The sequence below is a fragment of the Nonomuraea sp. NPDC023979 genome, from assembly GCF_040639085.1.
Taxonomy (GTDB): domain Bacteria; phylum Actinomycetota; class Actinomycetes; order Streptosporangiales; family Streptosporangiaceae; genus Nonomuraea; species Nonomuraea ceibae.
On sequence record NZ_JBEZZG010000004.1, the window covers coordinates 35,830 to 57,118 of the forward strand.

General features: G+C 72.7%; 17 protein-coding genes. 7 read left to right on the forward strand and 10 right to left on the reverse strand.

Features of this window, described 5'->3' with window-relative positions; translation table 11 throughout:
• From AB0G11_RS09460 to AB0G11_RS09470, 3 genes are all read right to left on the reverse strand, one after another.
• Positions 1–822, reverse strand: a complete 822-nt coding sequence (locus AB0G11_RS09460; RefSeq protein ID WP_357585025.1) for an alpha/beta hydrolase — start codon at positions 820–822, stop codon at positions 1–3.
• Positions 823–869: 47 nt separating this feature from the next.
• Entirely contained in the window at positions 870–1,925 is a 1,056-nt protein-coding gene (locus tag AB0G11_RS09465) for a hypothetical protein (protein ID WP_357585027.1), read from the reverse strand.
• Positions 1,926–2,038: 113 nt separating this feature from the next.
• Positions 2,039–3,595, reverse strand: a complete 1,557-nt coding sequence (locus AB0G11_RS09470) for a carboxylesterase family protein (protein WP_357585029.1) — start codon at positions 3,593–3,595, stop codon at positions 2,039–2,041.
• Positions 3,596–3,762: 167 nt separating this feature from the next.
• Here AB0G11_RS09470 and AB0G11_RS09475 point away from each other — a divergent pair, with 167 nt between their 5' ends.
• Positions 3,763–6,048 carry an ATP-binding domain-containing protein gene (locus AB0G11_RS09475; RefSeq protein WP_357585031.1) on the forward strand — a complete coding sequence of 762 codons (2,286 nt, stop codon included), beginning with the start codon at positions 3,763–3,765 and terminating at the stop codon, positions 6,046–6,048.
• A gap of 66 nt (positions 6,049–6,114) precedes the next feature.
• Here AB0G11_RS09475 and AB0G11_RS09480 read toward each other — a convergent pair whose 3' ends face one another.
• Entirely contained in the window at positions 6,115–6,561 is a 447-nt protein-coding gene (locus tag AB0G11_RS09480) for a MarR family transcriptional regulator (protein WP_219517217.1), read from the reverse strand.
• Between the two features lie 108 nt (positions 6,562–6,669).
• Between AB0G11_RS09480 and AB0G11_RS09485 the strand changes: the two genes are divergently transcribed.
• From AB0G11_RS09485 to AB0G11_RS09500, 4 genes are all read left to right on the forward strand, one after another.
• Positions 6,670–9,876 (forward strand): efflux RND transporter permease subunit, encoded by a 3,207-nt coding sequence (locus tag AB0G11_RS09485; protein ID WP_357585033.1) that lies wholly within the window; start codon positions 6,670–6,672, stop codon positions 9,874–9,876.
• A gap of 118 nt (positions 9,877–9,994) precedes the next feature.
• On the forward strand, positions 9,995–11,425 hold the full coding sequence (gene purB / locus AB0G11_RS09490; protein WP_219519078.1) for an adenylosuccinate lyase: 1,431 nt from the start codon (positions 9,995–9,997) through the stop codon (positions 11,423–11,425).
• 92 nt (positions 11,426–11,517) lie between these two features.
• Positions 11,518–12,213, forward strand: a complete 696-nt coding sequence (locus AB0G11_RS09495) for a GNAT family N-acetyltransferase (RefSeq protein ID WP_357585035.1) — start codon at positions 11,518–11,520, stop codon at positions 12,211–12,213.
• Positions 12,214–12,289: 76 nt separating this feature from the next.
• Entirely contained in the window at positions 12,290–13,375 is a 1,086-nt protein-coding gene (locus AB0G11_RS09500; protein WP_357585037.1) for a DUF4037 domain-containing protein, read from the forward strand.
• Positions 13,376–13,404: 29 nt separating this feature from the next.
• Here the strand turns inward: AB0G11_RS09500 and AB0G11_RS09505 are convergent, their stop codons facing one another.
• Genes AB0G11_RS09505 through AB0G11_RS09515 form a run of 3 tightly spaced genes read right to left on the reverse strand, consistent with a single transcriptional unit; the run spans position 13,405 to position 15,357 of the window.
• Positions 13,405–14,238, reverse strand: a complete 834-nt coding sequence (locus AB0G11_RS09505; RefSeq protein WP_308126250.1) for an SRPBCC family protein — start codon at positions 14,236–14,238, stop codon at positions 13,405–13,407.
• Positions 14,235–14,555, reverse strand: a complete 321-nt coding sequence (locus AB0G11_RS09510; RefSeq protein WP_219519086.1) for a metalloregulator ArsR/SmtB family transcription factor — start codon at positions 14,553–14,555, stop codon at positions 14,235–14,237. Before AB0G11_RS09510 ends, AB0G11_RS09505 begins: the two co-directional genes overlap by 4 nt.
• Positions 14,556–14,595: 40 nt before the next feature.
• Entirely contained in the window at positions 14,596–15,357 is a 762-nt protein-coding gene (locus AB0G11_RS09515) for a MerR family transcriptional regulator (protein ID WP_357585039.1), read from the reverse strand.
• Positions 15,358–15,422: 65 nt separating this feature from the next.
• On the opposite strand from AB0G11_RS09515, the gene AB0G11_RS09520 reads away from it, so the two are divergent.
• Both AB0G11_RS09520 and AB0G11_RS09525 read left to right on the forward strand, forming a co-directional pair.
• Positions 15,423–16,268 carry a MerR family transcriptional regulator gene (locus AB0G11_RS09520; RefSeq protein ID WP_357585041.1) on the forward strand — a complete coding sequence of 282 codons (846 nt, stop codon included), beginning with the start codon at positions 15,423–15,425 and terminating at the stop codon, positions 16,266–16,268.
• Positions 16,265–16,792 (forward strand): GyrI-like domain-containing protein, encoded by a 528-nt coding sequence (locus AB0G11_RS09525; protein WP_219519095.1) that lies wholly within the window; start codon positions 16,265–16,267, stop codon positions 16,790–16,792. The genes AB0G11_RS09520 and AB0G11_RS09525 overlap by 4 nt, the downstream gene beginning before the upstream one ends.
• Before the next feature lie 19 nt (positions 16,793–16,811).
• On the opposite strand, the gene AB0G11_RS09530 is transcribed toward AB0G11_RS09525, so the two are convergent.
• The 3 genes from AB0G11_RS09530 to AB0G11_RS09540 form a co-directional block, all read right to left on the reverse strand.
• Positions 16,812–17,831, reverse strand: a complete 1,020-nt coding sequence (locus AB0G11_RS09530; RefSeq protein WP_219519098.1) for a tyrosine-type recombinase/integrase — start codon at positions 17,829–17,831, stop codon at positions 16,812–16,814.
• Between the two features lie 67 nt (positions 17,832–17,898).
• Complete coding sequence (locus tag AB0G11_RS09535; protein WP_308126251.1) at positions 17,899–19,428, reverse strand: UDP-N-acetylglucosamine 1-carboxyvinyltransferase; 1,530 nt, start codon at positions 19,426–19,428, stop codon at positions 17,899–17,901.
• A 16-nt stretch (positions 19,429–19,444) separates the two neighbouring features.
• Positions 19,445–21,139, reverse strand: coding sequence for an enoyl-CoA hydratase-related protein (locus tag AB0G11_RS09540; protein ID WP_357585043.1), 1,695 nt, complete (start codon positions 21,137–21,139; stop codon positions 19,445–19,447).
• Positions 21,140–21,289 lie beyond the last annotated feature (150 nt).

Below are 21,289 nucleotides of genomic sequence, written 5' to 3' on the forward strand. Positions count from 1 at the left end.
TCAGCAGGCGGGCAGCCAGGTGGTGAGCGCCGTCATCAGCAGGTCGGGGGCCACGTCGTGGTCCTGGCCGGGCAGCTCGCGCAGCGTGGCGTCGGGCAGCACGGCGGCCAGCGCCGTGGCGGCCCCGGCGAGCCAGGGCTCGCTCGCGCCGCCGTACATGACGAGGGCGGGGACGCCGACGCCGGCGAAGCGGTCCAGGGCGGCCGGGTCGCCGCTCTGGGTGTCGCCCATGACGGCGGCGTCGTGGGCGAGTGAGGGCGCGAGCCGTTCCATGCCGGCCCAGAACGGTTCGGCGCGCATCGGGGCGACGGCCTCGGCGGGGAACCCGGCGGCCTCGGCGAAGAACTGGGCGAGCGCGTCGCCGGGCCGGCCTTCGGCCAGGGCCCGCTGGAGGCGTTCGCGGTAGCCGGGGCCGAGCGGCGGGCGCGCGCCGTTGACGACGAACGGCGGCTCCCACAGGGCGAGCGCGGTGATCGGCAGCCCGGCGCGTACGGCTTCCAGGGCCAGGACGGCGCCGGAGGACAGGCCGAGCACGGCGGCCTTGCCCCCGGCCAGGTCGATGAGGGCGGCGACGTCGGCGATCTCGGCCGCGACGGCGTCGGCGGCGGGCAGGGCGGGGCGGGCGGGGCCGCTGGCGCCGCGCCCGCGCCGGTCGTAGGTGATGACGGTGTGCCGGTCGGTCAGGGAGCGGGCGAGGATGCCCTCGGTGGGGTGGGAGTCGCGGTGCGCGAGGGCGCCGTTGACGACGAGCAGGGCGGGGCCGGAGCCGATCATCGTGCAGGCGATGGGGGTGCCGTCGGCGGAGGTGACGGTGTCGTTCACGGGGGGTCTGTCCTCTCGGCGGGGCGGTTCGGCGCGGGCGGGGCGGTTCAGCGGGGTGGTTCGATGAGGGCGCCGGCGCGGAGGCAGGCGGCGAGGGCGCGGGGGTCTCCGGTGCGGGTGTAGACCTCGGCCGCGGTGTCGGTGAACTTGATGACGTGCTCGTCGGCGTGCGCGACGGCCCGCTCCACCACGTCGGCGGCCCCGTCGGAGTCGGTGGGTGCGCCGGGCAGCGTCTCGGCCGGGGCTGGGCGCGCGGGGGCGTAGGCGGAGAAGATCGCGGCGGTGGTGGTCCAGATCGCGGTCAGGCTGGGCTCCCACAGCTGGTGCGGGAGCGCGGGCAGCGCGTGCAGGACGGCGTTGGGGGCGGTGGCGGTGTGGACGAGCAGGACGGGCGCGCCGTGGCCGTGGGTGAGGTAGCGCAGGGTGGCCGCGGTGACGAGGTCGGCCAGGCGGGCGCGTACGTCGTCGGGGGTGGCGGCGGGGCGCAGCGCGGTGACCGTGGCGTCCCAGCCGGGCAGGCGGGGAAGCTGCCCGAGCCGGTCGGCGACGTAGCCGCTCTGGTCGGGGATGCGGGGCAGGGCGTCCAGGGCGGCGTGCGGGTCGAGCGTCCCGGAGGGGCGGCCGGCGGCGGGCACGGGCTGGGAGCGGGCGGCCCAGAAGGCGAGGCCGTGGGCGAGTTCGCCGAGCGGGGAGGGGCCTTCGGCGCCGGCCAGGAGGGCGCGGGTGGCGTGGCCGACCCTGATGACGCCGTGGGTGGTGCCGGCCAGGACGCCGGGCAGCAGGCGGGCCCACCAGGTGGCGAGCACGTCGCGCCAGGGCTGTTCGGCCAGCAGGCGGGTGAAGTACGCGGTCCAGTCGCCGACGCGCCGCCCGTCGCCGAGCGCTTCGGCCCAGGTGGCGTCGTCGATGTCGGCGGTGCGGCCGGGCAGGTCGTCGAGCCGGTCGAGGTAGCCGGTCATCCAGCGGTCCACGCGGTCGGCGTGGCCTCGGCGCACGAGCACTTCGACGGCCATCGGGCCGTGGTTGGTGAGCTGGTTCTCGCCCCATTCGGGGCCGGTGCGGTGGAATCGTGCGTAGGCCTCGTTCAGTACGTCGCCGGCCACGGTGATCTCCTTCGTCCTCGTCCGGGTTCGTGGAGATCAGTATGTGCCGGGGTGGTGGTGCGGGACATGCGTGGTGGCCACGGATTCACCACGCATGCCCACTGATCGGCCACCTACGGGCGATGTGCCAGGCGGTCCCAGAAGGCCAGGTTGTGCAGGGCGTCCTGGTCGTAGCCGCCGACGCCGCCGGGGCCCGGGGCCAGGCGATGGACGTGCCCGGCGCGTACGGGCTTCCAGCGTGGCAGGCCGGGAGCGTTGGGGTCGCCGGTCGCGGCGAAGCGTGACCAGTACGCGATCATCAGGTCGCCGAGCTCGCGCTGCTCGCGGGTGAGCGGGGCCCCGGGGAACAGGAACGACAGTTCCGATCCGTGCGAGGCGAGCGGCTCGACGCCGCCGGGAAGGGGGAAGATCGGCGGCGCGGTGCGGTCGGCGAAGGCGTAGGAGTAGACGGGGGTGCGCTCGCTGAGCAGGCGGTCGCTGGCTCGGCCGGCCCAGGCCCAGTCGAGATCGCTCATGATCGCCGCCACGGCCTGCGCGGGCCGCCCGCGGGACGGGTACTCGGCCGCGATCGCCGCGGCGTCGTCGCCGAAGAGGTCCCGCAGGCCCTGCTGGTATTCCTGCTCGGTGAGACCGGGGAAGATCAGCGAGGTGAACAGCGTCCCCTCGTCACGGGTGATGCCGGTGAGGATCGGCACGCGGTGGAAGCGGCCCTGTGCGAACACGGTGGCGGGATCGGCGGGCAGCACGGCGTTGCCGTAGCCGGGGAGGGGGAGCGGCTGCTGCGCGAGGAGCTGTGAGACGGGCTTGCGGCGCAGGCAGGCGACGGCTGTCTTCGGGTCGGTGCAGCCGAGCGCGGTGGCGGTGGTGGCGCCGTGCGCCTCGTGGGCGGTCTTGGGCACCCACATGGGGAGGTCCATGACCGGCCTCAGGCGGCTGCCGGTGAAGGCGGTCTGGGAGCAGAACGTGCTCTGGGTGATCGCCCGGTGGAAGAGGCCGGCGGCGGTGGGCGACGCCAGGTGGGCGCAGACCGAGTGCGCTCCGGCGGACTCCCCGAACAGCGTGACGTTGCGCGGGTCGCCGCCGAAGGCCGCGGCGTTGCGCTGGACCCAGCGCAGGGCGGCCTGCTGGTCCTCCAGCCCGTAGGCCCCGCCGCCCGCCAGCCCGGGATGACCGAAGAAGCCGAACACGCCCAGCCGGTAGTTGACGGTGACCACCACGACGTCGCCGCGCGTGGCCAGGCGGGTGGCGTCGTAGTCGCTGCCGGCTCCCTTGGTCAGGCTGCCGCCGTGCAGCCAGACCATGACGGGCCTGGGGCTGCGCGCGGTGGCCGGGCGCGGGGCGGTCACGTCGAGGTACAGGCAGTCCTCGCTGTCGCTGGCCGGCAGTCCCCACAGGTCCGTGGACTGGGCGCATCTGTCACCGGGGCGTGTCGCGTCGCGGACCCCACGCCAGGCGGGCGCCGGCTGGGGCGACCGCCAGCGCAGGTCGCCGACCGGGGGAGCGGCGTAGGGGATGCCCCGGAAGGTCCGGTGGTCGCGGGCGGTCTCGCCTCGCACCAGGCCCGTGTCGGTCCGGACGACGTCCCGTGGGGCCGCCTCCGCCGGCGCGGCGCCCGCCATGACGAAGGCCAAGCTCAGCACGGCTGCGCCGAGAGTACGTTTCACGGTCATGCCGCGAGCCTAGGGATGGCGGCTCGGCGGGGTAATGGCGGTGAATCCCGGCCCGGGGTGCACCTGGATACACCGTCGGGCTTGCCGCGGACGCACGGGAACGGGTAGGCTCGACTGCTCAGAACGGCGACAGCCCACAAAGCCTCCTGTTAGGAGTATATCACAGAATGGCGAATCGTCAAGATGCTCTTGCGGAAGCCCTTGACACCGAGCAGGGTGTCGTCTCGGCGCTCTACGCCAGGCTGGACGAGGCCCGCCGGCGGACGGCGGAGCTGCTGCGCGACGTGTACGGGCGTGACGCGGGCGGGTCGCGGCAGGCCAGGGTGGAGCGCGAGGCGCTGGCGGCCGAGCAGGCGCGCCGGCTGGCGCAGCTCAACGCGGTCGAGCGCGGCCTGTGTTTCGGCCGGGTCGACGACCGGGCGGGGCGCACGACGTACGTGGGGCGGATCGGGCTGCGCGACGAGGAGCACGAGTCGGTGCTGATCGACTGGCGGGCGCCCGCGGCCCGCGCGTTCTACCTGGCGACGGCGACCGATCCGGGCGGGCTGGTGCGGCGCCGCCATCTGCACACGCGGGACCGCACCGTCGTGGGGCTGGACGACGAGGTGTTCGACCTGGAGGGGATGAGCGACGGCGACCGGCGTTCGCTGGTGGGCGAGGCGGCGCTGCTGGCGGCGCTGCGCCGGGGCCGGACGGGCCGGATGGGCGACGTGGTGGCGACGATCCAGACCGAGCAGGACCGGGTGATCCGCTCGTCGCTGCAGGGCGCGCTGGTGGTGCAGGGCGGGCCGGGCACGGGCAAGACGGTGGCGGCGCTGCACCGGGCCGCCTACCTGCTCTACACCCACCGCGACACGCTGGAGCGGCGCGGCGTGCTGGTGGTGGGGCCGAACGCGATGTTCCTGCGCTACATCAGCCAGGTGCTGCCGGCGCTGGGCGAGACGCAGGTGGTGATGGCGACGCTCGGCGAGCTGTTCCCGGGCGTGCGGGCGACGGCCGCCGACGCGCCGGGCGCGGCGGCGGTCAAGGGTGACGCGCGGATGGCGGAGCTGGTCGCGGCGGCGGTCCGCGACCGGCAGCGGGTGCCGGACGGCGACCTGGAGGTGGTGGCCGACGGGCTGACGCTGCGGGTGCCGGGCGAGGTGTGCCGGCGGCTGCGCGTGCGGGCGCGGGCGGTGCGGCTGCCGCACAACATGGCGCGCAAGCTGTACGTGACCGAGCTGCTGAAGGAGCTGGCCCTGGCCGAGGCGCGGGCGCTGGAGGCGGGGCTGCGGCTGGCGGAGATGGAGCTGGAGGATCCGGAGCTGCACGAGCCGCTGGACCTGGAGCGTGACCTGGACGAGGTGGACGTGGCGCTGGCCTCGCGGCGGCTGTGGGCCGAACCGGCGGTGCGGCGGGCGGTCGACGCGCTGTGGCCGGAGCTGGCGCCGCAGCGGCTGGTCGCGGAGCTGCTGTCCTCGCCGGGGACGTTGCGGGCGCTGGCGCCGGCGGGGCTGGACTGGCGGGCGCTGGTGCGCCCGCGTGAGGCGGGGTGGACGGTGGGTGACGTGCCGCTGCTGGACGAGGCGGCCGAGCTGCTGGGGCGTGACGACTCGGCCGAGCGGGTGGCGGGCCGGGCGGCGCTGGAGGAGCGGCGTGAGCAGGAGCTGTACGCCTACGAGGTGCTGGCGACGACGGGCCTGCTGGACGAGGGCGTGTTCAACGAGGCGGCGATGCTGGCCGACCGGCATGACGGCGGCGGTGACGATCTGACGACGGCGGACCGGGCGGCGGCCGACCGGACGTGGGCGTACGGGCACGTGATCGTCGACGAGGCGCAGGAGCTGTCGGCGATGGCGTGGCGGATGGTGATGCGGCGGGTTCCGGCCAGGTCGCTGACGGTGGTGGGCGACATCGCGCAGACGGGGTCGGCGGCGGGCGCGCGTTCGTGGGGTGACGTGCTGGATCCTCATCTGGCGGGCCGGTGGCGGGTGGAGCGGCTGGAGGTGAACTACCGGACGCCGGCGCAGATCATGCGGGTGGCGGCGCGGGTGCTGCGGGCGATCGATCCGGGGCTGCGGCCGCCGGAGTCGGTGCGCGAGGGTGACGCGCCGCCGCGGGCGGTGCGGTGCGGCCTGGCGGGGGTGCCGGCGCTGGCGGCCGAGGAGCTGGCGGCGATCGGCGAGGGCCGGGTGGGCGTGCTCGTGCCCGACGCGCTGCGGGAGCGGGCCGGGGAGCTGTTCCCGGGCGGCGACCTGGACGCGCCGGTGGTGGCGCTGACGGTGACGCAGGCCAAGGGGCTGGAGTTCGACGCGGTCGTGGTGGTGGATCCGGCGGGCATCGCGGGGCAGTCGCCGATGGGGTTGCGGGACCTGTATGTGGCGCTGACGCGGGCGACGCGGCGGCTCACGGTGGCCTACGAGGGTGATCTGCCGGAGGTGCTGTCCGGCCTGACCGAGAAATCTACATTGTAAAGGACGTGGGCTCGGACGTTTCCAAGGAATCGCCCGAGCAGAACAACCGATCAACGACGGGGAGTCTCACTCTTTGTAGAGCTTCTCGGCGACCTCGCGCAGGCGGGTGGTGACGTGGTCGAGGCAGCGCAGCGTCTCGGTGTCGAGGTGCTCCATGATGCGCCGGTACTGCCGCAGCCCGACGTTGTTGATCTCCTCGACGAGCTTGGCGCCGGCCTCGGTGAGTTCGACGCGGCGTACGCGGCGGTCGTGGGGGTCCTCGTGGCGGCTGACGAGCCCGTGGGCGACGAGGCGGTCGACGAGGCCGGTGACGGTGGCGAGGGCGACGCCGAGGTGGTGGGCGAGGTCCTGGCCGGTGGCGGAGCCGTTGACGGCGACCAGCATGATCACCTTGAGCTGGCGCATGGTGAGGTTGGAGGTGAACAGGGGGGATTTGTGCTGGGCGAAGACTCGGCCGAGGCCGCGCTGGGTGTCGGAGATCCGCTGGATCAGGTCTTCGCGTTCGTCGTTCACATACACCTCTCGGTTCCTGAGAAGGTTATCAGGAAAGTCATGTAGGGCTAAATATTCGTATCAGGCGAAGTGTTAGTCTCGGGGCGAACTCTTGAAGGGGACACCTCCATGACCGCACTCGCCCGGTTGAGCCTTGCCAACCGCAGCCTTGTGATATTGATCGCGGTCGTGCTCAGCGCCTTCGGCGCGTTCACGATCCCGCAGCTGAAGCAGCAGTTGCTGCCGTCCTTGTCCTTTCCCGGCGCGTTCGTGGTGGCGCCGTATCCGGGTGCTTCTCCGGAGATCGTGGAGGAGCAGGTCACCGAGCCGCTGGAGGATGCGTTCCAGGGGCTGGCCGGGATGGAGTCGATGACGTCGACGTCGAAGGAGGGCCTGGCGCAGATCCAGGTGGCTTTCGCGTTCGGGACGGACATCGAGCAGTCGGTGAGCAAGATGCAGCAGGCGGTGAGCCGGGTGCAGAGCCGGCTGCCGGCTGATGTGGAGCCGCAGGTGGTGGCGGGTAACACCGATGACCTGCCGGTGCTGGTGCTGGCGGTGGGTGACGGCGGGGATCCGCGGGCGATGGCGGACAAGCTGCGTCAGGTGATGGTGCCGGAGCTGCAGGCGGTCGAGGGTGTGCGGGAGGCCGAGGTCACGGGTACGCGTGACGAGGTCGTGACGATCACGCCGGATGTGAAGAAGATGGCGCTGGCCGGGGTGTCGGCGGCGCAGATCCCCGAGGTGCTGCGGGCGAACGGGACGCCGATCCCGGCGGGCACGCTGGTCGATGACGGCAAGTCGCTGACGGTGCAGGTGGGGTCGCGGGTAGATTCGCTGGCGGAGCTGAAGGGGTTGTATCTGACGCCGGCTCAGCCGCAGGCGCAGCAGCCTGCCGCCCGGCAGCAGGTCCCGCAGCAGGCCCAGCAGCAGGCACGGCAGGGTCAGCCGCAGGCGGTGGCGCAGCCCCGGCCGTTGAAGCCGGTGCGGCTGGGTGATGTGGCGACGGTGGAGCGCGGCCTGGCCGACGCGACGACGATCACGCGTACGGACGGCAAGACGAGCCTGGGCGTGTCGGTGACGATGACGCCGGACGGCAACGCGGTGGCGATCTCGCACGAGGTGCGGGAGAAGCTGCCGGAGCTGACACGGGCGCTGGGTGACAGTTCGGACACCGCGGTGGAGGTGGTGTTCGATCAGGCTCCGTACGTGGAGGAGTCGATCGAGAACCTGACGACCGAGGGCGTGCTGGGCCTGGTGTTCGCGGTGCTGGTCATCCTGGTGTTCCTGTTGTCGGTGCGTTCGACGCTGGTGACGGCGGTGTCGATCCCGCTGTCGGTGGTGATCGCGCTGCTGGTGCTGTGGGCGGGTGATTACTCGCTGAACATGCTGACGCTGGGCGCGTTGACGATCGCGGTGGGCCGGGTGGTCGACGACTCGATCGTGGTGCTGGAGAACATCAAGCGTCATCTGGGTTATGGGGAGGCGAAGCTGTCGGCGATCCTCGCGGGTGTGCGCGAGGTGGCGGGGGCGGTGACGGCCTCGACGTTGACGACGGTGGCGGTGTTCGTGCCGATCGCGGTCGTGGGCGGCATGGTGGGTGAGTTGTTCAGCCCGTTCGCGATCACGGTGTCGGTGGCGTTGCTGGCGTCGCTGGTGGTGTCGCTGACGGTGGTGCCGGTGCTGGCGTTCTGGTTCCTGAAGGCGCCGTCGCTGTCTCCTGAGGAGGCGCGTAAGCAGCGTGAGGTGGCCGAGGCCAAGGAGCGGCGCAGCCTGTTGCAGCGGGCGTATCTGCCGGTGTTGCGGTTCGCGACGCGGTTCAAGCTGGTGACGGTGCTGATCGGTGTGGCGGTGTTCGTCGGCACGATGGGGCTGGCGGGTGGTCTGCAGACGAACTTCCTGGATTCGTCGGGGCAGAATTCGGTGTCCTTGAGCCAGCGGATGCCGGTGGGCACGGATCTCAGGACGACGGACGAGGCCGCGGCGAAGGTGGAGGACGTGCTCTCCGGTGTGGAGGGTGTGGAGTCGTACCAAGTGACCGTGGGTGGCGGCAACGCGATGATGGGCGGGGCCGGAGGTGGCGCGGATCGGGCGTCGTACTCGGTGACGCTGGCCGAGGGCGTGGACACGCCGGCGGTGGAGCAGGCGTTGCGTGAGCGGCTGGCGTCGGTGTCGGGGATCGGTGAGGTGACGGTCGGCGCCGCGGGTGCGGGGGGTTTCTCCTCCGACGGGGTCGAGGTGATCGTGCGGGCGCCGGACGAGCAGGCGTTGCGGTCGGCGGCGGACGCGGTGGCGTCGGCGATGGGTGAGGTCGCGGGTCTGCGTGATGTGTCGTCGAACCTGGAGTCGTCGGCGCCTCGGATCGAGGTGCGGGTGGACCGTGAGGAGGCGGCCGAGCGTGGTCTGTCGGAGGCGGCGGTGGGCCAGGCGGTGGCGCAGGCGTTCCGGGGCGCGCCGCTGGGTCAGCTGACGCTGGACGGGCGGGCGAGTGATCTGGTGCTGCGGGGCGGTGACGCGCCGGAGGACGTGAAGGCGGTGGAGGATCTGCGGTTGCCGACGGCGGCGGGTCTGGTGAAGCTGTCGTCGGTGGCCGAGGTGGAGCGGGTCGCGGGTCCGACGCAGGTGACGCGGATCGACGGTGAGCGGTCGGCGACGGTGTCGGCGAAGGCGACGGCTGCTGATCTGGGCAGTGTGACGCAGGCGTTGACGGAGAAGCTGGACGGTCTGGGGTTGTCGGCGGGTGCGTCGTACGAGATCGGGGGCGCGTCGGCGGATCAGCAGGAGGCGTTCGCGGATCTGGGGCTGGCGATGCTGGCGGCGATCGCGATCGTGTTCATGATCATGGTGGCGACGTTCCGGAGTTTCGTGCAGCCGTTGATCCTGCTGGTGTCGGTGCCGTTCGCGGCGACGGGCGCGGTGGGGTTGCTGGTGGCGACGGACACGGCGATGGGTGTGCCGGCGTTGATCGGCATGTTGATGCTGATCGGCATCGTGGTGACGAACGCGATCGTGCTCATCGACCTGATCAATCAGTATCGGGATCAGGGGATGGGTGTGGTGGAGGCGGTCGTCGAGGGTGGCCGGCAGCGGTTGCGGCCGATCTTGATGACGGCGGTGGCGACGATCTGCGCGTTGACGCCGATGGCGTTGGGTGTGACGGGGTCGGGCGGGTTCATCTCGCAGCCGCTGGCGATCGTGGTGATCGGCGGGCTGGTGACGTCGACGTTGCTGACGCTGGTGCTGGTGCCGACGCTGTACACGATGGTGGAGCGGGCCAAGGAGCGGTTGCGGCGTTCGCCGCAGGAGCCTAAGGCGGGCAAGGTGCTGGAGCCGGCCTGACCTGCTGGCCTGGGCCGGTGGTGTGTGGCGGGCGTCTTCCCTGGGGTGGGGAGGCGCCCGCCGGCGTTGGGCGGGGGGTGGGGTGCGGGGCGGGGGGTGGTGAATACACTTGTCCAACGTGACTTCGAAGCCTCGTATCCCTGATGTTCTCGCCGCTCGTTACGCTTCGCCGGAGCTGGCGCGCCTGTGGTCTCCCGAGTACAAGGTGGTGGCGGAGCGGCGGCTGTGGCTGGCGGTGCTGCGGGCTCAGGCGGAGCTGGGGGTGGCGGTTCCGGAGGGGGCGCTCGATGATTATGAGAAGGTCGTCGAGCGGGTGGATCTGGAGTCGATCGCGGCGCGGGAGCGGGTGACGCGCCACGATGTGAAGGCGCGGATCGAGGAGTTCAACGCGCTGGCCGGGCACGAGCAGGTGCACAAGGGCATGACGTCGCGTGATCTGACGGAGAACGTGGAGCAGTTGCAGGTGCGCGACAGCCTGCTGCTGGTGCGTGATCGGGTGGTGGCGTTGCTGGCGCGGCTGGCGGAGCTGGCGGCCGGGCATGAGGCGACGGTGATGGCGGGGCGTTCGCACAATGTGGCGGCGCAGGCGACGACGCTGGGCAAGCGGTTCGCGTCGGCGGCCGATGAGCTGCTGGTGGCGTATCGGCGGCTGGAGGAGCTGCTGGCGCGTTATCCGCTGCGGGGGATCAAGGGGCCGGTGGGGACGGCTCAGGACATGCTGGATCTGCTGGGCGGTGACGAGGGGGCGCTGGCGGAGCTGGAGGGCCGGGTGGCGGCTCATCTGGGGTTCGCGCACCGGTTCACGAGTGTGGGGCAGGTCTATCCGCGGTCGCTGGACTTCGAGGTGGTGACGGCGCTGGTGCAGCTGGCGGCGGCGCCGTCGTCGCTGGCCAAGACGATCCGGTTGATGGCCGGGCACGAGCTGGTGACGGAGGGGTTCAAGGAGGGGCAGGTGGGCTCCTCGGCGATGCCGCACAAGATGAACACGCGCTCGTGCGAGCGGGTGAACGGGCTGACGGTGGTGTTGCGGGGTTACGCCTCGATGGTGGGTGAGCTGGCGGGTGACCAGTGGAACGAGGGGGACGTGTCGTGTTCGGTGGTGCGCCGGGTGGCGTTGCCGGATGCGTTCTTCGCCTTCGACGGGCTGGTGGAGACGATGTTGACGGTGCTGGAGGAGTTTGGCGCGTTCCCGGCGGTGGTGTCGGCGGAGCTGGATCGGTATCTGCCGTTCCTGGCGACGACGAAGATGCTGATGGCGGCGGTGCGTGCGGGGGTGGGGCGTGAGCAGGCGCATGAGCTGATCAAGGAGCATGCGGTGGCGTCGGCGCTGGCGATGCGGTCGCGGGGGGCGGCCAATGAGCTGCTGGATCGGCTGGGGGCTGATGAGCGGTTCCCGTTGGATCGGGCGGCGCTGGAGGGGTTGCTGGCGGATCGGGTGTCGTTCACGGGGGCGGCGGCGGGTCAGGTGGCGTCGGTGGTGCGGCAGGTGGGTGAGGTGGTGGCGGCTCGTCCGGAGGCGGCGGCTTATCGGCCGGGCGCGATCCTGTGACGTCGGTGTCGCCGGCTTTCGTGCGCGGGGGTGTGCGGGAGCTGGGGTCGCCGGCTGAGGTGCGTGCGGCGTGCGGGGATGACGATCTGCTGGTGTGGGCGGCTCAGCGGCTGGAGGGCGGGGCTCGGGCGTGGGCTCTGGGTGATGCGGTGGTGGCGTCGGCTCCGGCGATCTCGCGGCGGGACCGGCTGGTGGTGTGGGCGGGTCCGGGGCCGGCGTCTTCGGTGGCGGCGGTGCGGCTGGTGCGGTTCGCGCTGGCCGAGCTGGGGCCGTCCTATCGTCCGCTGGGTGAGCGGGAACTGGTGTCGCGGGTGGTGGCGGAGCTGGACGGGGTGGAGGTGTCGGGGGCGTTCTCGTGGATGAGCCTGCCCGGCGGCCCGGTCCCGTACGACGACGCGGGTGGCCCGGAGGTGGGCTGGCTGGGGGGCGCGGCGGAGGGTGAGGTGGCGGCGCTGCTGGCCGGGCACGCGCCCGACTCGTACGCGGTGCCGGGTGTGGCCGGGGTGCGGCGGTGGGCGGGGGTGCGGATCGGCGGGGAGCTGGCGGCGGTGGCGGCCGATGCGTGGTCGGCGCCGTCGGTGGGGCTGCTGGCGGGGGTGGCGACGGTGGCGAGCCGGCGCGGGCGGGGGCTGGCCGAGCGGGTGTGCCGGTGGATGTCGCGGGAGCTGGTGGCCGAGCACGGGCGGGCGGCGCTGATGGTGGACGACGACAACGCGGCGGCTCTGTCGGTGTACGGGCGGATCGGGTACGTGCGCCGCCCGGTGCTGGCCGCCCACGTGGCTGCCTGAACCCTCCGGGGTGCGGTCCGGGTCGAAAATTAATTCGGGTGAGGTTGCGGGTGGCGTCAGGCACAGTGGACGCGTGATGACCGATTTTGTGCCTGGTATCGAATTGTCCCGTGCCTTCTATCGGGAGGCGGTGGCGCCGCTGCTGGCGGGTGTGCGGCACAGTGCGGCGCTGGTGGGGCCCGGGTCGGAGGTGCTGGCCTTCGACACGGGCCGTTCGGCTGATCATGATTGGGGGCCTCGGGTGCTGGTGTTCGTGCCCGAGGGGCTGGTGGGTGAGGTGGAGGCGGCGGTGACGCGCCGGCTGCCGGAGTGTTTCGGCGGGTTTCCCACGGTGTTCGACTATCACGGTGAGGTGCGGCCGGGGGTGGTGGTGGCGGATCTGGGGGAGTGGCTGCGGGGGCAGCTCGGGTTCGATCCGCGTGGCGGGGTGTCGGTGCTGGACTGGCTGTCTGTGCCGTGGCAGCGGCTGGCGGAGGTGACGTGCGGTGAGGTGTTCCACGACGGCCTGCCCTCCGGCGGGCCGGATGGCGGGCGGCCGGATGGCGGGCGGCCGGATGAAGGCGGGCTGGAGGCGGTGCGGCGGACGCTGCGCTGGTATCCGCGTGACGTGTGGCGCTACGTGCTGGCCTGCCAGTGGCGGCGCATCGCGCAGGAGGAGGCGTTCCCCGGCCGGTGCGGCGAGGTCGGCGACGAGCTGGGATCGGCGGTCGTGGGGGCGCGGCTGGCGCGGGAGGTGATGCGGCTGGCGCTGCTGCTGCGCCGCCGCTATCCCCCGTACGCCAAATGGCTCGGCAGCGCCCTGGCGCGGCTGCCCGGGTCGGTGGAGCTGGGCGAGTCGCTGGGGGCGGCGCTGGCGGCGCGGTCGTGGCGGGAGCGGCAGGAGGGCCTGTCGTCGGCGTATTCGCGGCTGGCGGCGCTGCAGAACCGGGCGGGGCTGGCGGTGCGGCTGGACGAGCGGGTGCGGGCCTTCCATGATCGGCCGTTCGAGGTGATCGGGGGTGACCGGTTCGCCGAGGCGCTGCTGGGTCAGGTGGCCGATCCGGTGGTCAGGGCGCTGCCCTTGACGGGGTGCGTCGACCAGTTGTCGGATTCGACGGATCTGCTGATGGCGCCGGGGCGGGCGCGGGCGGTGACGGCGGCCGCGCTCGGCCTGGGCGCCTGAGGCTCCCGTAGCCCTGTCCGGTGCGCCGGTCAGGGGGCGAGGGTGGCGGCGAGCTCCTCGGTGCGGGCGCGCCAGGCGGGCAGCGTGGCGCGCAGGGCGGCGGCCTGGCCGGTGCCGGTGAGGACGAGGCGGGCGCCGTGGCCGGTGCCTTCGGCCAGTTCCCAGCGGATGACGCCGCCGGCGCTCTCGTACTCGCTCTCGCTGTCGTGCTCGAGCTCGTATTCGAGGAGTTTGCCGGGCTCGACGCGGGTGACGGGGCCGGCGGGGACGCCGCCGGCGGTGAACGGGGCGGGCGGCGGCGCGCCGGGGGTGGCCCGGCCGCCGTCGAGGGCGGCCCACACGTCGGCGGCCGGGCGGGTGAGCTGGCGTTCGATCCGCAGGACGGCGCCGCCGTCGCCGGTCTCTTCCACGGTGCCGGGGACGAGGCCGAGGATGGCGACGTAGTCCTCGTGCAGGCGGCCGGGGGCGGGCGGGGTGAAGGGGCGGCCGTCGAGGTGGGCGGCGAGCGCGGCGGCGCAGGTGTGCCAGCCGGAGGCGAAGCTCGCGGCGCCGAAGCGGTCGCCGAAAGTGTGGGTGAGCTCCAGGACGCAGCCGTCGCCGTCAGGGTGGATCTCCCAGCGCAGCTCGTCCTCCCCCCAGGTGTGGGCGAACACGTGGGGCGGGCGCAGCTCGACGACGCGCCCGTCGGGGCCGAAGCCGTAGCTGACGCGGTCGCCGTCGATGCTCATCTCGGCCGGGAACCAGTGCCGCAGGTGGGCGGGCTCGGTGATGGCGCGCCACACCTTGGCGGGCGGGTGGGGCAGGCGGCGTTGCATGCGCAGTTCGGTGCGGCCGTCGGGGCGGGTGGTCAGGTGCTCGTTCACGGCTCCTCCGGAGGGTCGTCGGGCATGGTGTCCAGGTGGTGTTCGAGCCGGTCGAGGCTGCCGGCCCACAGTCGCCGGTAGGGGGTGAGCCAGGCGTCGATCTCGGCCAGCGGCTGGGGGCGCAGCTCGTACCAGCGGCGCTGGGCGTCCTTGCGGACGGTGACGAGGCCGGCCTGGCGCAGGGCGCGCAGGTGCTTGGAGGTGCCGGGCTGGGTGAGGCCGAGGCGCTGGGTGAGCTCGCCGACCAGGCGCGGGCGCTCCAGCAGCAGGTCGAGGATCTGCCGCCGGGCCGGTTCCGCCAGAACGTCGAAACGCATGCTTCATACTCTACCGGTTATATACCGGGATGGGAATGTATCAGGGGGAGTGCCGGTCCGCGTTCGCCGCGATCGCCTCCCGCACGTACCCCGCCAGCCCCGGCGTCACCTCGTCGTAGGCCGCCGTGAACCGCGGATCCGACACGTACAGCTCACCCAGGCACCGGTGGATGTCGTACGTGCACGTGTAGAACCACCGGCAGATGTGCAGCCGATGCCGCTCGGCCAGATCCATCGCCCGCACCCCGCCCGCCGGCAGCCCGCCGGTGAACGCCGCCGCCAGCTCCACGCCGATCGCCTCCGCCTCCGCCTTCAGCTCCACCCAGTCGCCCTTGGTGTAGGAGGCCACGCGGCGGCGGCTCTCGGCGTAGGCGTCGGTGCCGCCCCAGCGCCGCTCCACCTCCGCCTCATGGTCCTCCGGCCGGAACCGGCCGAACACCTCCAGCCGCTCCCGCGGCGTCAGCGCGATCCCGAGGGAACGCGCCTCGATCGCCCGCTCCACCGCCGCGATCACCTCCCGCAGCCGCTCCGACTTGCGCGACAGCAGCTCGTGCTGGCGGCGCAACTGCGTCACCTCGTCCACCTGCGGATCGTCGAGGATGACGGCGATCTCCTCCAGCGGAAAGCCCAGCTCCCGGTAGAGCAGCACCTGCTGCAGCCGCACCAGGTCGTCGTCGGTGTAGCGCCGGTAGCCCGCCGCCGTGCGCTCACCCGGGCACAACAACCCGATCTCGTCGTAGTGGTGCAGGGTGCGCACGGTCACCCCCGCGAGCCGGGACACCTGGCCGACAGACAGACTCATGCCCTCCAGCATGAACCCTCACGTGGCGTGAGAGGCAAGTGGACTCTCCCCCCGCCGGAGAGTCCATGCTGGGGGACGTGGACGAGGACCTGCTGCCGATCGGGCAGTTCGCCCGGCTCAGCCGCCTGAGCGTCAAGCAACTGCGGCACTACGACGAGCTGGGCCTGCTGGAGCCGGCATACGTGGACGGCGACACCGGCTACCGCTACTACCGGCCGTCGCAGGCGCGCACCGCGCTGTCGATCGGGCTGCTGCGCTCGCTCGACGTGCCGCTGCCCGCCGTGGGCGAGGTGCTGGCCGGCCGGCCCGGCGCCCTGGAGTCGGTACGGGACGCCCTGGAGAGCGAGCTGGCCCGCAGACGCCAGGCCCTGGCGGCGCTGGAACGCGTCATGGCCGAAGGGCTGCCCGAGCCGCCGGTGCGGGTCGTCGAGGAGCCCGCGCACCGGGCCGCCGTGGTGCGCGAGCCCGCCGACGGCCCTGAGGGCATCGGCGCCGCCACCTCGGCCGCCGTCGCCCGCCTCATGGCCGCCCGCCACGCGAGCGGCCCGTCCGGTGGGCCAGGTGGTGGGCCAGGTGGTGGGCAGGTGCGGCTGATCGGCCTGTTCCCCGCCGACCTCGGCGACGTCGTCGACGTGGCCGTCGCGCTCGTCCTGGACCCCGGCGACCCCTGGGAGGAACCCCCCGCCGGGGTGCGCACCGAGGTGCTGCCCGGCGGCACGTTCGCCATGGCCACCCACGTCGGCCCGTACGGGCAGATCGCCCTCACCGCGCACGCCGTGCTCGCCTGGTGCGCCGAACGACGGCTGCGGGCCCGCGGCCCGATCCGCGAAGTGTACGTCTCCGACCCGGCGGTGACGCCGCCGGAGCGGCTCGTCACCCATCTGATGATCGCCCTGCAGGAGGAACGATGAACGACACCCCCGAACGCGTCACCCTCGGCCCGCTCGTCTGCCTGAGCGTCACCGGGCTCGGCGAGCCCGGCGGCAGCGAGCACACCACCGCGATCGGCGCCCTGTACGCGGTCGCCGCCGGCCTGGGCGGCCCCGCCGGCCCGCTGGAAGGACTGTGGTGGGCCGAGGACGAACGGCCACCGCTGCAGGTGCCGCGCGAACTGTGGCGCTGGCACCTGCTGCTGCCCCTGCCCGGCATGCCGGAGCCGGGACTGCTGGAGAGCGCCCGCGAACAGGCCCGCCCCTCCGGCGCCGCCGTCGACCGGGTGCGCGTGAGCGTGCACACCGAGGGGGAGTGCGTGCAGCTGACGCACGAGGGCCCCTTCAGCGAGGAGCACCGCACGCTGGCCGTCATGGACGCCTACATGACCGCCCACCACCTGGTGCCCAACGGCCCCCACCACGAGATCTACCTGACGCCGCTGGACGACCCCCGGCCCCGCACCCTGCTGCGCCAGCCGGTCCGCAAGGACAGCCCCCTGTGACGGAAGCGCCCCGCGGGCCTCACCGCTCGCGGGGCTCGCGCAGCAGCGGGTGGGCGCGCATCGCCACCTCCAGCTCGCCCGGCAGCTCGTCACGGTAGCGGCCCAGCGTGGACAGGTCACTGTGCCCCAGCACCCGCCGCACCGCGTCCATGTCGACCGCGTCGGCCAGCAGATGCGTCGCCGTGGTGTGCCGCAGCCCGTGCGGCGTCACCGACCGCGCCCGGTCCGGGTCGACCTGCCGCCGCACCCGGTCGATCACCGCCTGCACGTCGCCACGCGCCAGCCGCCGCCCCCGCCACGACAGCAGCAGCGCCTTGTCGGCCGACTCCGGCCGCCCCCGCTCCAGATAGACCTCCAGCACGTGCGCCACGTCACGGGGGAGCGGCACGTCCCGGGTGCGGCCGCCCTTGCCGAAGATCCGCCAGTAACGCACCCCGTCGTTGGTGAAGAAATCCTCCACGTTGGCGCCCACCAGCTCCGACACGCGTGGCCCCAGCGTCGTCAGCAGCAGCACGATCAGCGCGTCACGCACCTCCGTGCGCTGATCACGCCGCCGGCCCGGCCGGGGCGCCGCCTCGCCCAGCTCCCGCGCCGCCCCGATCAGCCCCTGCGCCTGCTCACGCGTCAATGCCCGCCGCTCGGGCCGCAGCCCGCCCCGCTCGCGCGCCGTCACCGTCGCCGACGCCATCGGATCCAGCTGCACCCACCCGGCCCGCGCCGCGTGCTTGAACAACGCCGACACCGACCGGCGAAAGCGCGCCTGCGACGAGGCCGACTGGCGGGCTCCCGGCTCCGGCGCGCTGCGCCGCCCGTCAGGCTTGCGCGCGAACGCCAGCAGGATCGCGTCGACGTCCTCACCCGTCAGATCGTCGAGCACCGTCCGCGCGCCGGCCAGCTCCACCAGCGTCGCCACATCGCGCGCGTACACCTCCGCCGTCGAGGCCGAAAGCGCCCCCGTCAGCGTCCGCGCCCGCACCAGCTCCACATAGCGATCAGCCGCCTCCGCCACCGTGACCCGGTCGAGCTCCGCAGGCCGCACCGTCCCCCCTCACCCCTTCGGGAAAGATCCATCCAAGGAGAGACGGTAGCGGCCGCCACCGACGAAATCAGATGTCGCGGAACGTCTCGATCCGCGCCCCCAGCGCGTTCAGCCGCTCGGCCAGATCCTCGTAACCACGGTTGATCACGTACACGTTGCGCAGCACCGACGTGCCCTCGGCCGCCATCATCGCCAGCAGCACCACCACCGCCGGCCGCAGCGCCGGCGGGCACATCATCTCCGCCGACCGCCACCGCGTCGGCCCCTCCACCAGCACCCGGTGCGGGTCCAGCAGCTTGACCGACGCGCCCAGCCGCGTCAGCTCCGTCAGGTAGATCGCCCGGTTGTCGTAGACCCAGTCGTGGATGAGCGTCGAACCCTGCGCCGAGGCGGCGATCGCCGCGAAGAACGGCACGTTGTCGATGTTCAGCCCCGGGAAAGGCATCGGGTGGATCTTGTCGATGGGGGAGACGAGCTTGGACGGCCGCACCGTCAGATCCACCAGCCGGGTGCGGCCGTTGGCCGCCGGGTACTCCGCCCCCCGGTCGTGGTCGAGCCCCATCTCCTCCAGGACCGCCAGCTCGATCTCCAGGAACTCCACCGGCACCCGGCAGATCGTCAGCTCCGACGACGTCACCACCGCCGCCGCCAGCAGGCTCATCGCCTCGACCGGGTCCTCCGACGGCGAGTAGTCGACGTCACGCTCGATCGAGGCGACCCCGTGCACCGTCAGCGTCGTCGTGCCGATGCCCTCGACCCGCACGCCGAGCTGCTCCAGGAAGAAGCACAGATCCTGCACCATGTAGTTGGACGAGGCGTTGCGGATCACCGTCACCCCGTCGTGCCGCGCCGCCGCCAGCAGCGCGTTCTCCGTGACCGTGTCGCCGCGCTCGGTCAGCACGATCGCCCGCGACGGCGACACCCCCCGGTCCACCCGCGCGTGGTAGAAGCCGCCGGTCGCGGTGATGTCGAGGCCGAAGTGCCGCAGCGCCGACATGTGCGGCTGCACCGTGCGCGTGCCCAGGTCGCAGCCGCCCGCGTACGGGATGCGGAACTGGTCGGTGCGGTGCATGAGCGGCCCGAGGAACATGATGACGCTGCGCGTGCGCCGCGCCGCCTCGGTGTCCATCGACTCCAGCTCCAGCCGGGCCGGAGGGACGATCTCCAGGTCGCTGCCCTCGTTGATCCACCGCGCCCGCACCCCGATCGAGGCGAGCACCTCCAGGATCCGGTAGACCTCCTCGATCCGCGCCACCTTGCGCAGGATGGTGCGGCCCGAGTTGAGCAGCGACGCGCACAGCAGCGCCACGCACGCGTTCTTGGACGTCTTCACCTCGATGCTGCCCGACAGGCGGCGCCCGCCCACGACCCGCAGATGCATCGGCCCCGCGTAGCCGAGCGACACGATCTCGCTGTCGAGCGCCTCGCCGATCCGCGCGATCATCTCAAGACTGATGTTCTGGTTGCCGCGCTCGATCCGGTTGACCGCGCTCTGGCTCGTCGCCAGCGCATCGGCCAGCTGCAGCTGTGTCCAACCACGATGCTGGCGAGCATCCCGGATCAGCCGGCCGATCCGCACAAGGTAATCGTCTGCCACAACCCCACAACCTATCTCACATATGAGATGCCCCCGGGAGCGACGTGCCGGACAGTTCACGATGAACCGCCAGATGCGGTGGTGTGCGGTCAGCCTTCCGCTTGTGCACGAAAGCCTCCCGCGCCTGCCGGAACCCCGACCTGTCGTCGAACATGTCCCGGCTCATCTCCGCCAGCTCCTCCACCCGGTAGGCCTCCAGCGGCCTGCGCCGCTCGTCGGCATCCCTGGCCGCCTGTTTGGCCGCCAGCAACCGTCCATACCCGGGATCGGCCGCGAGTCTCTCCGCGTACTCCAGCACCGCCCGCTCGAACGCCTGCCGCGACCCCGCCACCGCCCGGTCGGCCAGCCCCAGCTCCACCGCCTCCCGCGCCCCGATCGGCAGCGCCTCACCCGTCAGCCGCGCCGCCTCCCGCGCACCCACCCGCCGCACCAGCGTGTACGTCCACAACTCGCTGCCGAACAGCCCCATCGTCCGGTAATGCGGATTGAGCACCACACCCTCACGCACGATCACCCGGTCGGCGCCCAGCCCCATCATCACCCCGCCCGCGCCCGCGTTGCCGCCCACCGACGTCACCACCAGCTGGCCCGTGCACCACACCAGCTCACGGCACACCTGGTTGATCGCGTTGATGTTCGTCCACGCCTCCAGCTCCGGATGCGGCGCCGCCTCGATCACGTTCAGATGGATGCCGTTGGAGAACACCTCACCACCACGCAGCACCAGCACCCGCGTGTCCTGCGCCGCCGCGTACCGCAACGCCGCCGCCAGCCGCCGGCACTGGTCGGTCGACATCGCCCCGTTGTAGAAGTCGAAGCTCACCACCCCGACCCCGTCGCCCCGGTCATAGGTGATCTCGCTGTAGCCCGGGCGCTCCTGCGCCTCCGCCACCCGCTCACCCAGCACCGACACCGCCGGCAGCTTGACCGCGCCCGGCTCCTCCGCGCGCAGATGCCCCACCCACACCGACCCGTCGCCGGTGTGCACGAGCACCGCCCCCTCACGCCGGCCCGCGACCGTCCCCGGAGTCCCCGCCAGCGCCGGACCCGGATACACGTCGAACACCCGCACCCGCATCCCGCACAGCTCCGCCAGGCCGCCCGGCGACCCGTCGGCTGCCCGCACCCGGCGCACCACCTCCGCCGTCGGCTCCGCCCACGACACCTCCCGGTCCGCCCGCCGCATCGCCGGCCGCAGCCTGCCCACGACCTCCGGCCGCGCGTAGTCCAGCGGCTCCGGCACGAACGCCGGGTCACCCGCCTTCGCCGCCACCTCCAGCACCAGCTCCACCGCCGCGTCCGCCACCGGCCCGTTGTACAGCGCCGACTTGCGCGGCGGCCCCGCCGGCACCGGGAACATCCGGTACGCCCAGATCGGGCCCGCGTCCATCTCCTCGACCGCCTGCAACGCCGTCACACCCCACTCGGCGGCCCCCTCGAGGATCGCCCAGTCCAGCGACGACGGCCCCCGGTCCCCGGGCGGACCCGGATGGATGATCACCGTTCGCTGCCCCCGCCACAGCTCGGCCGGCACCTTCTCCTTCAGGAACGGGCAGATCACCAGATCCGGCTTGGCCAGCTGGACGGCCTCCAGCATCACCTCCGGCGACAACGCCAGCTCCACGCTGACGTCATGACCGGCCCGGCGCAGCTCCAGCCAGGCACGCTGGGTCAGGCCGTTGAACGAGGAGCACAGCAGCAGGATGCGCAAGGGGGGATCCTCCGGACGATGTCGTTTTAAGGCGGCCCCATATGGGACGTTCGTGCATCGATGCTGACATGGTCCGGCAAGCAATGATGACAAATCCCAGCAGAACACCACGGAGGTGGGGGCGATTACTACCCATATGTCGGGATTTTT

Bases quoted from the DNA above. Each gene is read 5' to 3' on its own strand.
- AB0G11_RS09470 (WP_357585029.1), bottom strand. From the start codon at position 3,595: ATGACCGTGAAACGTACTCTCGGCGCAGCCGTGCTGAGCTTGGCCTTC.
- AB0G11_RS09475 (WP_357585031.1), top strand. From the start codon at position 3,763: ATGGCGAATCGTCAAGATGCTCTTGCGGAAGCCCTTGACACCGAGCAG.
- AB0G11_RS09485 (WP_357585033.1), top strand. From the start codon at position 6,670: ATGACCGCACTCGCCCGGTTGAGCCTTGCCAACCGCAGCCTTGTGATA.
- AB0G11_RS09500 (WP_357585037.1), top strand. From the start codon at position 12,290: ATGACCGATTTTGTGCCTGGTATCGAATTGTCCCGTGCCTTCTATCGG.
- AB0G11_RS09510 (WP_219519086.1), bottom strand. From the start codon at position 14,555: ATGCGTTTCGACGTTCTGGCGGAACCGGCCCGGCGGCAGATCCTCGAC.
- AB0G11_RS09515 (WP_357585039.1), bottom strand. From the start codon at position 15,357: ATGAGTCTGTCTGTCGGCCAGGTGTCCCGGCTCGCGGGGGTGACCGTG.
- AB0G11_RS09520 (WP_357585041.1), top strand. From the start codon at position 15,423: ATGCTGGGGGACGTGGACGAGGACCTGCTGCCGATCGGGCAGTTCGCC.
- AB0G11_RS09525 (WP_219519095.1), top strand. From the start codon at position 16,265: ATGAACGACACCCCCGAACGCGTCACCCTCGGCCCGCTCGTCTGCCTG.